The 11,887-nt window shown below is 42.3% G+C and carries 16 protein-coding genes; 11 read left to right on the forward strand and 5 right to left on the reverse strand.

The window, feature by feature from the left end:
- Positions 1-15 precede the first annotated feature (15 nt).
- Complete coding sequence (locus K1X66_07690; GenBank protein ID MBX7158251.1) at positions 16-501, reverse strand: hypothetical protein; 486 nt, start codon at positions 499-501, stop codon at positions 16-18.
- 91 nt (positions 502-592) lie between these two features.
- Here K1X66_07690 and K1X66_07695 point away from each other — a divergent pair, with 91 nt between their 5' ends.
- Positions 593-1,639 carry a fructose-bisphosphatase class II family protein gene (locus K1X66_07695; protein ID MBX7158252.1) on the forward strand — a complete coding sequence of 349 codons (1,047 nt, stop codon included), beginning with the start codon at positions 593-595 and terminating at the stop codon, positions 1,637-1,639.
- A 3-nt stretch (positions 1,640-1,642) separates the two neighbouring features.
- Here the strand turns inward: K1X66_07695 and K1X66_07700 are convergent, their stop codons facing one another.
- The 4 genes from K1X66_07700 to K1X66_07715 are packed head-to-tail and all read right to left on the reverse strand — an operon-like array spanning position 1,643 to position 6,197.
- Positions 1,643-2,806, reverse strand: a complete 1,164-nt coding sequence (locus K1X66_07700) for a glycosyltransferase (protein ID MBX7158253.1) — start codon at positions 2,804-2,806, stop codon at positions 1,643-1,645.
- The gene (locus K1X66_07705) at positions 2,803-4,740 is read right to left on the reverse strand and encodes a hypothetical protein (protein MBX7158254.1); all 1,938 of its coding nucleotides are present in this window, start codon (positions 4,738-4,740) and stop codon (positions 2,803-2,805) included. The genes K1X66_07700 and K1X66_07705 overlap by 4 nt, the downstream gene beginning before the upstream one ends.
- Positions 4,741-4,755: 15 nt before the next feature.
- Positions 4,756-6,042 (reverse strand): glycosyltransferase, encoded by a 1,287-nt coding sequence (locus tag K1X66_07710; protein MBX7158255.1) that lies wholly within the window; start codon positions 6,040-6,042, stop codon positions 4,756-4,758.
- On the reverse strand, positions 6,039-6,197 hold the full coding sequence (locus K1X66_07715) for a hypothetical protein (protein MBX7158256.1): 159 nt from the start codon (positions 6,195-6,197) through the stop codon (positions 6,039-6,041). The genes K1X66_07710 and K1X66_07715 overlap by 4 nt, the downstream gene beginning before the upstream one ends.
- Positions 6,198-6,264: 67 nt before the next feature.
- On the opposite strand from K1X66_07715, the gene K1X66_07720 reads away from it, so the two are divergent.
- From K1X66_07720 to K1X66_07765, 10 genes are all read left to right on the forward strand, one after another.
- Complete coding sequence (locus K1X66_07720; GenBank protein ID MBX7158257.1) at positions 6,265-6,627, forward strand: hypothetical protein; 363 nt, start codon at positions 6,265-6,267, stop codon at positions 6,625-6,627.
- 1 nt (position 6,628) lies between these two features.
- Complete coding sequence (locus K1X66_07725) at positions 6,629-6,868, forward strand: DUF4160 domain-containing protein (GenBank protein ID MBX7158258.1); 240 nt, start codon at positions 6,629-6,631, stop codon at positions 6,866-6,868.
- On the forward strand, positions 6,849-7,112 hold the full coding sequence (locus tag K1X66_07730; GenBank protein ID MBX7158259.1) for a DUF2442 domain-containing protein: 264 nt from the start codon (positions 6,849-6,851) through the stop codon (positions 7,110-7,112). The genes K1X66_07725 and K1X66_07730 overlap by 20 nt, the downstream gene beginning before the upstream one ends.
- A 94-nt stretch (positions 7,113-7,206) precedes the next feature.
- The gene (locus tag K1X66_07735; GenBank protein MBX7158260.1) at positions 7,207-8,343 is read left to right on the forward strand and encodes a Re/Si-specific NAD(P)(+) transhydrogenase subunit alpha; all 1,137 of its coding nucleotides are present in this window, start codon (positions 7,207-7,209) and stop codon (positions 8,341-8,343) included.
- A 21-nt stretch (positions 8,344-8,364) separates the two neighbouring features.
- Positions 8,365-8,640: an NAD(P) transhydrogenase subunit alpha gene (locus tag K1X66_07740; protein MBX7158261.1), complete on the forward strand. Its 276-nt coding sequence runs from the start codon at positions 8,365-8,367 to the stop codon at positions 8,638-8,640.
- 4 nt (positions 8,641-8,644) lie between these two features.
- The gene (locus K1X66_07745; protein MBX7158262.1) at positions 8,645-10,012 is read left to right on the forward strand and encodes an NAD(P)(+) transhydrogenase (Re/Si-specific) subunit beta; all 1,368 of its coding nucleotides are present in this window, start codon (positions 8,645-8,647) and stop codon (positions 10,010-10,012) included.
- 6 nt (positions 10,013-10,018) lie between these two features.
- Positions 10,019-10,471 carry a hypothetical protein gene (locus K1X66_07750; GenBank protein MBX7158263.1) on the forward strand — a complete coding sequence of 151 codons (453 nt, stop codon included), beginning with the start codon at positions 10,019-10,021 and terminating at the stop codon, positions 10,469-10,471.
- A 9-nt stretch (positions 10,472-10,480) separates the two neighbouring features.
- Complete coding sequence (locus tag K1X66_07755; protein MBX7158264.1) at positions 10,481-10,765, forward strand: hypothetical protein; 285 nt, start codon at positions 10,481-10,483, stop codon at positions 10,763-10,765.
- Positions 10,762-11,547, forward strand: coding sequence for a tetratricopeptide repeat protein (locus tag K1X66_07760; GenBank protein MBX7158265.1), 786 nt, complete (start codon positions 10,762-10,764; stop codon positions 11,545-11,547). Before K1X66_07755 ends, K1X66_07760 begins: the two co-directional genes overlap by 4 nt.
- 37 nt (positions 11,548-11,584) lie before the next feature.
- A complete protein-coding gene (locus K1X66_07765) occupies positions 11,585-11,866 on the forward strand; it encodes a TfoX/Sxy family protein (GenBank protein ID MBX7158266.1) in 282 nt (93 codons plus the stop codon).
- Positions 11,867-11,887: the final 21 nt, after the last annotated feature.

Here is an 11,887-nt window from a genome sequence, read left to right on the forward strand (position 1 = left end):
GAAAATTTCTCGCGATTAATTATCAGAAATTAACCAGGATTTTAGCTCTTTTAAATCCTCATCCTTTAAAGCGATTTCGCGAAAGCTTTCATCTAGTTTAAAGCAACGCTCTAAAGAAACTTTCGCTAAATCAGGTTTGCCTAAGCGCGTTTCGTAACACGCCAAATTGTAATGAAATAGAGGTTGTCGAACTAAAGTGTCTGGACCAGATAATAATTTATCGCGCGCTTCTTTGGTGCGATTCATTTCGTGTAAACAAAATGCTGCGTGAACAAAATAATCGTCGCGATCAGGCACAACCTGGCATAGCGGTTCCAGAATTTCTAAGGCTTCTTTCCAATGTTTTTCTTGCATGTGAAGTGCGATGCGGAGATCGATTACCGCTGGCAACAGTTGTTCTTGCAAGGTTAATTTATGCACTTCTTGCCAGGCTTCACGATACATTCCTAGCAACACATAACCTTGAGCAGCCTCAATAACAGGTTGAATATCAATACTCACATCTCCTCCACTTTAATATCTTATAATAAGATTGCATTCTTTGAATTGACAAGCAACTATCTTGAGAGGTTTTTATAAAGAAATATTGCTTATGGCTAATTTAGAAAGAATGATTGAGTTTGAATTTGTGCGTGCTACGGAAAATGCTGCTTTAAATTCTATTCATTGGTTGGGGAGGGGTGAAAAAGAAAAAGCAGATGAAGCCGCATGTGACGCTATTTACGGTGTTTTTGATGTTGTCGATATTTGTGGAGAGGTGGTGATTGGCGAGGGGATTAAAGATAATGCGCCCGGAATTTTTTTGGGTGAACGTTTAGGCACCTGGAAAGAAGGGTCGCCTCATTTTGATATAGCACTGGATCCAATCGACGGCACAACCAATATTTCGAAGGGATTGCCCAATTCCATTTCTGTGATTGCGGGAGCTCAAACTCGCGACAGCCAAACTCGTGCGATGTCTAATGTGCCCAGTTACTATTCGCACAAATTAGCTTATGGTCCAAAAGTTGCAAAAGCGCTTAAGAAAAAAGGGAGTGCTCATGCGCTTTTGATTGATAATCCTTTGGACGAAACACTCAAACTAGTGGCAAAAGCCTTGGACAAGCGAGTGGCGGAAGTGGTGGTGGTGATTTTGGATCGCCCTCGGAACCAAAATTTTATCGATACGGTCCGAAGCGTTGGAGCTTCTTTGCGGATGGTGGGGGATGGTGATATTACTGCGGCGGTGGCTCCTTCGCTGCCCGATTCGGGTGTTGATCTTTATGTTGGCATCGGTGGCACGCCGGAAGGCATTTTAACGGCGGCGGCTTTAAAGTGTTTGGAAGGGGAAATTCAAATGCGCATGTGGTTTCCCACACCGGAAGCGCGCAAGAAAGAATGTGACGGGTTGAGTGATGCGGAGTTGGATAAAGTTTATTACACGGAAGATCTTTTATCAGGGAAAAGCTCTATTTTTTGTGCTACAGGCATCAGTGATAGCCCACTTTTACCTGGCGTAAAATTGATTGGTAAGACGGCGATTACGCATTCTATTTTGATGCGCGCTCACAGTCGCACCGTGCGCTACATTCGCGCGATTCACAATTTGGAGCACAAAACCATTCCGCTTCGCAGCAATCCGCGAGAGAAAACGATTTAAATTTTAGAGCAAACTTTCAACCCATTGCACTAGCTTTTGGGCGCGTTGAGACCAACTGAATGCGAATCCTCGTTGATGAGATTGCTCGCAAGCATTTTCGTAATTAGCACGATCTGCCAATAACATTTCACAAGTCTGGGCCAAAGTTTGGGGTTTATCGGAGTCAAAATATAATGCGGCATCTTGGAGTAAGGTTTTGACGCCCAATAAATCAGAAGCGATGATGGGCAAACCGAAGGATAAATAATCCAAAGCTTTGGCAGGGCAGGTGAGATAACGATTGTAAAAAGTGTCTTGCAAAGGCACTAATCCTAAACTTACTTCGCTCGCAAGGGCTTCATGAAGCTCTCGCAAAGGTCTAAATCCGATGCATTCCACAGTGTCTTGAACTTTTTCTTCATGCATCAATTTTTTAAAGCGTTTGATTTGTTCTTGCGAGCCGCCCCACAAAGCCATTTGAATATTGCGACGATTGAGTTCAGAAGCCATTTTTACCAGATCGGCTACACCTTTTTCGCGATCCAGATTGCCTACATACACAACTTTTCTTTTGAGCCGTCTTGGCTCTAAGATTAGTCTTATGTCTTCAGCTTGGGGCTTGGTGCCTAAGGGTAAATTGATAGCTGGCAATTTCGGGAATTTGCGTTGGTAAAGTTCTTTTTGAGGTTCAGTAATGCAAATCACGCCAGAAAGCTGGGGTAAAAAAAGATTTTCAATAAGTTCTTGTTTATAATCTTGAAACGATAAGTGATCGTTGCACCAAAATAAGTCAGCATAAAAATTGTGTGCTTCATAAAATCCAAGTGTTTTTTTATCTCGGCATAATTTGGCGAGGAAAGGAACAAAAGAGGCTTCTCGGGTTAATACCACAACACGATCTTTTTTTTGCAAACGTTGAATCAGTGATTTGGCTTCAGAAAAAATAGATAAACTCAACGTGGTTTTTCCTAGCTGTTTGCGTGGCACGCGATGAATGTGTAAATGAGGCGAAGGAGTGAGATCGTAGATTTCTTTTAAATCTTCTTCCGTGTCTGACGCTTCGCCTTGTCCAATGCAAAAATAAGTTTCATGACCCAACTGCGCTAAAGCATGCGCATTATGCACGCCCACATTCATAATCGGGCCGGGATGTTTCCAATTCCGTTTATTGACCCAAACAAAAATCATGATTTTTCTCCCGCCCAAGCCAGATTGGGTAAAGGTTTAGCCTCCTGATTTTGTAATAATTGATTGGAAGCCGCTAGCACGTCGGCGATAGTAACTTTTTTTAAGCATTGATAATGGCCTAGAGGACATTCTCGTCGAAAACAGGGACTGCATGGCACGTGATGTCTCACATAAGCTACGCTGGATTGTCTAGCGCGTGTGGCCTGAGGTTCAGTGGAACCAAATATCGCTACCACTTTAGCGCCACAAATGCCTGCGAGATGCATGACGCCGCTATCGTTGCATAAAACAAAATGCGATTTTAATAACAGTAAAATTAATTCTCCTAAATTGGTTTTGCCGCAAAGATTTTCTACTCCGGGCAAGAGTGTGGCTACTTCACGACAACTTTTTTGATCTTCTGGAGCGCCAACGATCACCCATTTTTCACACACTTCCGATAAGCCTCGGGCTGCATGAGCAAAACGTTCGGGTAACCAGCGCTTTGCAGGGCCAAAAGCCGCGCCCGGCGCAATCACGCCCAAGCTTTCCCGATTGATTCGCGTGGTCGCTTGTAGAAGATAAGGCTCTGTTTTGAATTCGCCCCCTAACCATTTTACGGCATTAAGCCAACGAAATGCTTGATGTTCATTGGGTCTGTCAAAATAGTTCATTGGAATTTTGTGGTTGATGGCTCGTTTCCCACGACCTTGAACACGAAAGCCAACCCGTCGTTTTATTCCACCCAACCAAACTTCCAAAACCGTTCGATAAGAGTTTGGCAATAAAATCGCCACATCAAACGATTGTCCTCGGAGTTGTTGTGCGGTGAGCCAAACTTGGCGCAAGGTTTTTAAAAAATCGGAGACTTGAGGAAGAGGTTGAACTGCGTCGACAAATTCACAGGCACAGTAAAGATCCGTTAAATTTTTTGGTGTTAAAACAGTGAGATGCAAATCGGGTCTGCCTTCTTTTAAATTTCGCAAGGCGCCCAGATGCATCACAGCGTCGCCCAGCCAATTCATGCCTCTCACTAGAACTCGGAAAGGTTTTACCGAAACGGATTGAGGAATATAAATTTCGCGTTTGGCTTGTTTTAATAAAAAACGCGGATTAGGAATTTTCCAACGTTCATGGCCCCATAACCAATCGTGTGGGTGTTTGCGAATGGCATTTTCCCATTGTTGATTGAGTTGAAAGGTTAACTCGGCCACCGTTTGCTTGTGTGGTTTGAGTGGCAAAGAAAATTCGACTTCCCATCCGGTTTTTGTGGTGCGGATAGTTGCCGGGACGATCCAGGTGCGAGTGCGTTTGGCGATTAAAGCAGAAAGGGGAGAGGTGGATGCTAATTTGCCAAAAAATGGTGTCCAAATACCATGATTGCCGGCATGTTGATCCGCAAAAATTGCCACGACTTCGCCTTGACGCAATTTTTCGCAAGCAGTTTTCCAAGCACCACGTCGACTGATTAATCCTACACCGCATCGCGCGCGGATTTGTCGCATCCATTCGTCCATGCGCCGATTTTTTAGAGGTTGGTAGAGAGTGTTAAATTTTAAATCGGCAGCAAATTGGGGAATGTGCGCCAGCAATTCCCAGCAACTGAAGTGACCTGTTGCCATCACTGCACCACCGCTTTGTTTTACGGCTTCGTAAAGGTGTTCTAAGCCGATAACACGCACCCATTTCTTTTTTTGTTCAAGGGTGGAAGCGCTCATTTTTAAGGATACCAATAAATTGCGACCTAAATTGGCCCAAAGTTTATTTTGTTCACAGAAAGAAAGTGGTTGTGAAAAAGCAATCTGCCAATTTTCTTGAAAGACGTGGCGATAAGGAAAAGCAAAAATTCCAATGATCAGACCTAAAAATGATCCTGTAATTCGACAAATCGACATGGGCAGGAGCGCGCAAATTTTTTGCAACAAACGAAGACTGAAAACCACACAGCTTTCCATGAATGATATTATACTCTAAATGTTTTGTTTTTTGCGACGCAAATAAGCTTCAACCTGATCGCAAGTGGTTTGGGTGCCGTTTTCAGATAAAATTTGTTTCTGTGCTGCAGTGGATTGTTTCAGAAAAGATAAGTAATGTTTAATAAGACATTCTAATTTTTTGATCACTTTTTTTCTTCGATACTGATGATGAGGTAGAACTTTAGCTACGCCTAACTTTTCCAGGCGATATGCGTTATCGGGTTGATCGTGTGCTTGAGGAACCGCAAGCATCGGTTTTCCCGCAAGTAGGGCTTGTGCCGTGGTGCCAATACCACATTGATGGACGATAATTTTAGCGTGAGGAAAAATTTTGGAGTGAGGCAGATAATCGGTAATATAAAATGATGAAAAATGCCAAGTGGCACGCAGCGCATTTGCTTGCTCGCCAGCGAGAATAATAGCTCGCAAACCTAGCTGTTGAGCCGCAACAAGGCTTTCTTCAAAAAATATACCGGGAGTGTGGACGCGAGATGAGCCAAGTGTGAAAACGATAGGCGCTTCGCCTTGCGCTAAAAAAGTTTCTAATTCTTTTTGTTGAGTCATCGATTGATTTTCTTCTTCGTAAAAAATAAAGCCTGTCATGACTGTTTGTTTGGGCCAATCGATTTGGGGTTCGCCCAAGAGGGAAGAATACCAAGCTAAGACTAAATCAGGAGAATGTTGTCCTTCTAAAATAGGATTTCTGCCTCGTTCTAAACCTAAGCTTTCGCGTAGCTGATAAACGGGTTCGCACCATCGATTCATAATGGATCGAATTAGATTAAAAAAATGATGATAAAATTTAGGGCCTAAATGCCACCCTCGCAAAAAAGGTAGGGCGGGCATAACGGGAGGATCATAACACGAAAAAAAACTAATCGGGGATAAAACCGTGGATATCCAAGGCATTTTTCTTTTGGCGGCAACAATCGGAGCGGCTTGAGTGATGGGGTGAGAAATTAATAAATCGGCATTTTCACAGGCGCGATTTAGGTCTTCATAGCTATCTCGGATGTGGGGAATGACGAATTTTCTAAAAACCCATTCTCCGCCGCGAAAGCGATCGTTGACTAATTGCAATGTTTCTTTGTCATTTGGCGAAAAGTCAGGTCGCGTTAAAGCAAAATTCAAGCCAGCTCGTTCCACTTTTTTTTGATAGTGGCTAATCGTAACGAAGGTAATCTGATGGCCGCGACGTTTGAGTTCTTTCCCAATTGCCAGGTAAGGGTGGAGATCGCCTAATGAACCCACGGCAACAATAATAATGTGCGAGGAACTCATTTAAATTGACGTTGAAAAAACTGATAAACTCTGCGGCCTTCCTGTTCGACGGCTTGTAAAAAACCGTTGTGGCTATGTTGCAAGAGCATGTAAAAACCGTAAGTCATGAGCGCAGTGAAAAGCAGCCAACCGAGCAAAGAGAGTTTTGATTTCATGAATAGAGAAAGACTGATTTAATGATAATACTATACTAAAATTCAAAATTTTCTAATCTAAAACGTTATGGGTTTATTTGGTATTTATCAGCACAGAAAAATTCAGGAAGCGGAAGCGCAAGCTTCGCAGGCGATTAATAAAACGGAAAAATTGATTTCCGATTTTCAAAAATTAGAAAATCGCGTGGAAACCCTCAGCTTAACGTGTCAAGCTTTGTGGGAATTGTTGCGAGAATCCAATGATTTTACTGAAGAGCAAGTCATGCAAAAGATGCAGGAAATTGATTTGCGTGATGGGGTTGTGGATGGAAAAATTGGTCAACAGGTTGTGGTTTGTCCCAAATGCAAGCGCAACTCCAATTCTAAGCGAAAAGTATGTCTTTATTGTGGTGGTGACCTTCCCGTAACCCATCTTTTTGAAAGGGGGTAGAATGCCGCGCATTCCAATCCCAGGTCGATTCCGTTTTTCGTTTGTTAGTTTTGATCTGAGTGAACCGATGCATGTTCATATCCGTGAAGGAAAGCGCGGTGCAAAGTTGTGGGTGGAAAACATGTCTTTTGCTTGGAGTGATTTTAAAGAGTATGAAAATGCTGAAATCTTGCGCATTACAGAAAATTACCGTAACTTAATTTATGAGAAATGGCATGAATATGAAGATAGAATCCAATAGATGTGTTGAAGTGGAAATTCAAGGGGAGGCATTTTTGCTTAAACTTAATGATGGTAGAAAAGTGATTGTCCCTTATGAATGCTATCCACTTTTAGCGCGCGCCACTTCAGAGCAAAGGCAAAAGGTTGAAATTTATGCTCAGGGTAGGATGTTGCATTGGCCTTTAATTGATGAAGATATAGAGGTGGAACATATTCTGGAAGGGAAAATGCCAGTTAAGTTACAGGTGGTGGCCCATTCTTAAATTTACTAAAAATAATTTTGTTTTCTTTTTTCGTGACAAATGTCCTGTTCCCTGACTATTTTCTTTCCGAAAAAAATAGGAAACAACAAAGTTTATGCTTCTTTTCTTCCCTAAGGAAAATCATCCTTCTGATAAACGAATTGCTTTAACCCCTGATGCCGCCAAGCGATTGGCAACGTTGGGTATAACTGTAGAAATTGAAAAAGGTCTTGGCGCGGGTCTTGGCTACTCTGATGAGAGCTACGAAAAAGTGGGCGCTAAACTGAGTTCGGATCGCGCAGCTTCTTCAAAAAATGCTGATATGGTATTGCGCCTTCGCAAGCCGGCTTCGGAAGACATTGCCTTGTTAAAAAAAGGAGCGATTCATGTTAGTTATTTGGATCCTTTTAATGAATCGTCTTTGATTCAACAACTGGCTCAAGCTCAAGTGAGCGCGGTAAGTATGGAGATGATTCCCCGAACGACTTTAGCTCAAAAAATGGACGCCTTAAGTTCGCAAGCCAATCTCGCGGGCTATGTAGCAGTGATTTTAGCGGCGGAACGTTTAGATAAAGTATTCCCGATGATGATGACGCCTGCGGGCACGCTCAATCCAGCGCGTGTTTTTATTATTGGTGTGGGTGTTGCGGGTTTGCAAGCAATCGCCACTGCGAAACGTTTGGGTGCTCGGGTAGAAGCGTTTGACACGCGTCCAGTCGTGGAAGAACAGGTGCAATCGTTGGGTGCGAAGTTTGTGAAAGTGGATTTGGGCGAGACGGGTCAAACTGCGCAGGGTTACGCAAAAGAATTGACGCCTGAACAGCTCGAAAAACAGCGTCAAGCGATGGCGAAAGTTTGTTCTTATTCTGATGTGGTGATTACAACTGCGCAAGTTTTTGGAAGAAAAGCGCCTCGTATTTTGACGCGTGCCATGGTTGAGGGTATGCAACCAGGCAGCATTGTGATTGATATGGCGGTGGAAACGGGTGGCAATGTGGAAGGATCGCAATTGGATCAGGAAGTCGATATCAATGGTGTAAGAGTGATTGGATTAGGCAATCTTCCGGGGCGTGTGCCGATTCATGCGAGTCAGATGTATGCCAGTAATGTGGCAAATTTTATTGAACATTTCTGGGATAAAAAGGAGAAAGTATTTCGTTTTAATACAGAGGACGAAATTTTAAAAAATTCGCTCATGACTTGTAATGGTCAGGTAGTGAATGAAGTCATTAAAAAACATCTTAATCTTTAAACGGTAAACGAGGAAAATTTTATGTTTTTACTTTTTATTTTTGTAATCGCGATTTTTTTAGGGTTTGAATTAATTGCCAAAGTTCCCTCACAACTCCACACGCCGCTGATGTCGGGTTCCAATGCCATTTCGGGAATTACCATTGTGGCTGCTTTGGTTTCGGCAGGTCATACCGATAGTGACGCGCTTCGAACTGTATTGGGAACCATAGCTGTAGCTTGTGCGATGGTTAATGTTGTTGGCGGTTATTGGGTGACGGATCGCATGTTGGGCATGTTCAAAAATAAGAAAAAATAAATCCATGAATCTCAATCAAATCATTGAATTTTGTTATATTGTTTCGGCTGTTCTTTTCATTTTAGGCTTAAAGATGCTCAGCTCAGCCACGACGGCGCGTAAGGGTAATTTTGTTTCTGCGATTGGTATGTTGTTGGCTGTGGTAGCCACTTTAGTGCAGCAAGGCATGAGTTATCATTGGATTATTGTGGGTTCATTAGTAGGCGCGGCGATTGGTGGAGTTGCTGCGCGCACCGTTAAAATGACAGCGATGCCGGAAATGGTGGCTTTATTTAATGGTTTTGGTGGTTTGGCTAGTTTGCTTGTTGGTTGGGCAGAGTTTCATCATAACCCAAATTCCGATTTACTTACTTTAGTTTCCACTTTTTTTGCAGTGTTAATTGGTGGCATTACTTTTACCGGTAGCGTGGTTGCGTTTGGTAAATTAAGCGAAATGATTCCGGGTAAACCCATTCTCTTTAAAGGCCAGCAATTTCTTAATGCTGTTTTATTGCTAGGAACTTTAGCAATTGGTGTTGTGATCTGCATGAATCCTACGGAAAGTTATACACTTTTCCTTGTTGCAGTTGCTTTATCTTTGGTGTTGGGCGTGCTGGCGGTCATCGGTATTGGTGGTGCTGATATGCCGGTTGTCATTTCTCTTCTCAACAGTTATTCCGGAATTGCGGGGAGTGCGGCGGGTTTTGTGATTTTAAATAGTGTTCTCATTGTTTCCGGCGCTTTGGTGGGAGCGAGTGGTATTATTTTAACGAGTATCATGTGTAAAGCGATGAACCGATCTTTGACCAATGTTTTATTTGGTGGTGTGGGCGCTTCGAAAAAGAAGGCTGCCACATTTCATGGTGAAGCGAAACCGGTTTCAGTCGAGGACGCTTATTATCTTTTGGAAGCAGCGCAATCCGTGATTATTGTTCCGGGTTACGGGATGGCTGTGGCCCAAGCACAACATGCTGTGCGTGAATTGGGCGAACTTTTGCAAGCCAATGGCGCGGAAGTGCGTTATGTGATTCATCCGGTTGCGGGTCGTATGCCGGGTCATATGAATGTTTTATTAGCCGAAGCAAATGTTCCATACGAACAACTCGTCGAGCCGCAAGATGTCAATCCTATCATGTCAACGGTTGATGTGGCTTTGGTTATTGGCGCAAACGATGTGGTCAATCCCGCTGCGCGCACAAACCCCGACAGCCCGATTTACGGGATGCCTATTATTAATGTGGACGAAGCAAAGACGGTTATTGTCTCCAAACGTTCGCTTTCTGCAGGTTTTGCGGGCGTGGATAATCCACTTTTCTTTAACGAAAATACGCGCATGCTTTTCGGCGATGCAAAGACTTCTATACAAGGACTGGTTTCGGAGTTGAAGGGATAAAAGTTCATGCCAAAACGTGAACTTCGCTATCCTAAACAAATAGAGGATTGGCTTGTTTCATGGGGACAGCAATTGCCCCGTTCTGCATCTCTTATTTTAATAGGTTCGGGTGGTTTGCTTTGGCATGCTTATCAAGCTGGTCTGGAAATACCATTGCCTGAAAATAGTATGGATGTCGATCCGATTACTAATGATGAAATCGTGGCAGAATATTGTTACGATGCCATGATTGGAAGTGAATTTGAATTGCAACATGGTTGGCATGTCAATTTGATGCCTAAAGAAGCTCTTGATTTGTTGCCTGAAGGATGGAAAGAAAGAGCAGTTCAAAAAAAATATGGCAATCTTGAAGTTGTAGTTCCTTCTGTAGTGGATTTAATAGCGCCTAAGCTAAAAAGAGCAGAACCTCGCGATTTAAAGCATGTGGAATGGGCTCGTAATTGCGGATTAATGAAATAAATTATAAGTATGATAGTGAATTTTGAAGATCAGGCTCGTTTGCAATATACGCGACTTTTGTGGAGGCGACAGGATTTCAGGGAAAGATTTTTAAGGCATTGGACCGATGAACGTCATCCGTATCGAGAACGTTTTCTGGAGCAGCAAACTTTAATTGAAGAAGTATTATCGTATGAAGCCAGAGATGATGAATCGTTAGATCAAAAACTTCGTAAACAAGGTAAAAGTTTGCGCACAATGATTCGTGAAATCCCTCCCGTGTTTGGTCATTTTTGGGTTGACTCGAAGAAATGATTGAATCAGTGAAAACGATTTTAGTCATTAGCATAATTGTTTTCTTGAATGGGATGCCTAGTGCGATGGGAGCATCTCATAAAAAAAAGGAAGTAGAAGACGTTTCGAGCGTGGAAACAATTTTGAAAAAAGGTAATGCGTTGCTTGCCGAAAAAAAATATACTGAAGCACTTATAGAATATCAAAAGGGTTTAACATTAGTTCCAGATGCTCAAGGATTACTTTACAATGGCGGTTTAGCTGCTTTTCAAGCGGGTGACTATTCTCAAGCGCTAAAACTTTGGAAAAAGCTTAAAAATCTGGACGCGAATGATTGGCAGGTGAGGGCGAAGTTAATTCAAACTTATCAGGCTTTAGGAAAATTATCGGATCGTGACGAGGAGCGAGAAGCGTTATGGGACCTTCGAAAAAGCGAAAGAGTGATTAGTTTAATTCGAACCGAATATTATGTCCGAGAACAAACTGAATTTGCCGGAAGAAGGATAATGGTTTCAGAGAATTTTGAGTTAAAAGGGGAGGTGCCAACGCGCTACGTTTTCTCTGTTTTAAATGAAGAAGAGCAACCGGTTTATAGAATTTTATTGCGCTGCGATGTTGCCATGGATGAGCTGGATGAAGACTTGGACGAGTCAGAGAAACCTTTATTCCATCTCGACGGTTATTTTAAGGATGATCGTCATGAAGCTTATCAAGTCTATGGAGAAGAACCCATATATGATGAAGTGCGGCAAACGGTAGAAAAACTTATTGAAAAACAGGTTAAAGTGGGACGACTACCTTAAAAATTAAAAAATATTTAAAGAAAGTAAATTGTGATTTGTGAAAATTTCTAAAGAATATGTTTCGCCGTTGGCAAGAATGCGTAATCTTGGTCCTAAAAGTGCTGAATTGATAGAGTCAATTGGTATTTTTGATGCTAAAGCATTAGCTAATGCTGGCACTTTAGAAGTTTGCCATAAACTTATTTTAGCCGGACATGTGATTTCCTTGAATATGGCTTATGCGATTCAAGGAGCATTAATGGATTGTGACTGGCGACGAATTCCAATAGAATTCCGTCGATATTTAGCTGTTGAGTTTAAAAAAATTAAGTCTCGTTAATTTAACAATTTTTATCCTTAA

This window comes from Verrucomicrobiia bacterium (assembly GCA_019694135.1).
In the GTDB taxonomy this organism is placed as follows: Bacteria; Verrucomicrobiota; Verrucomicrobiia; order JADLBR01; family JAIBCM01; genus JAIBCM01.

Bases quoted from the DNA above. Each gene is read 5' to 3' on its own strand.
- K1X66_07745 (MBX7158262.1), top strand. From the start codon at position 8,645: ATGAATCTCAATCAAATCATTGAATTTTGTTATATTGTTTCGGCTGTT.
- K1X66_07720 (MBX7158257.1), top strand. From the start codon at position 6,265: ATGGGTTTATTTGGTATTTATCAGCACAGAAAAATTCAGGAAGCGGAA.
- K1X66_07705 (MBX7158254.1), bottom strand. From the start codon at position 4,740: ATGGAAAGCTGTGTGGTTTTCAGTCTTCGTTTGTTGCAAAAAATTTGC.
- K1X66_07725 (MBX7158258.1), top strand. From the start codon at position 6,629: ATGCCGCGCATTCCAATCCCAGGTCGATTCCGTTTTTCGTTTGTTAGT.
- K1X66_07740 (MBX7158261.1), top strand. From the start codon at position 8,365: ATGTTTTTACTTTTTATTTTTGTAATCGCGATTTTTTTAGGGTTTGAA.
- K1X66_07710 (MBX7158255.1), bottom strand. From the start codon at position 6,042: ATGAGTTCCTCGCACATTATTATTGTTGCCGTGGGTTCATTAGGCGAT.
- K1X66_07730 (MBX7158259.1), top strand. From the start codon at position 6,849: ATGAAGATAGAATCCAATAGATGTGTTGAAGTGGAAATTCAAGGGGAG.
- K1X66_07700 (MBX7158253.1), bottom strand. From the start codon at position 2,806: ATGATTTTTGTTTGGGTCAATAAACGGAATTGGAAACATCCCGGCCCG.
- K1X66_07695 (MBX7158252.1), top strand. From the start codon at position 593: ATGGCTAATTTAGAAAGAATGATTGAGTTTGAATTTGTGCGTGCTACG.
- K1X66_07715 (MBX7158256.1), bottom strand. From the start codon at position 6,197: ATGAAATCAAAACTCTCTTTGCTCGGTTGGCTGCTTTTCACTGCGCTC.
- K1X66_07735 (MBX7158260.1), top strand. From the start codon at position 7,207: ATGCTTCTTTTCTTCCCTAAGGAAAATCATCCTTCTGATAAACGAATT.
- K1X66_07750 (MBX7158263.1), top strand. From the start codon at position 10,019: ATGCCAAAACGTGAACTTCGCTATCCTAAACAAATAGAGGATTGGCTT.
- K1X66_07760 (MBX7158265.1), top strand. From the start codon at position 10,762: ATGATTGAATCAGTGAAAACGATTTTAGTCATTAGCATAATTGTTTTC.
- K1X66_07755 (MBX7158264.1), top strand. From the start codon at position 10,481: ATGATAGTGAATTTTGAAGATCAGGCTCGTTTGCAATATACGCGACTT.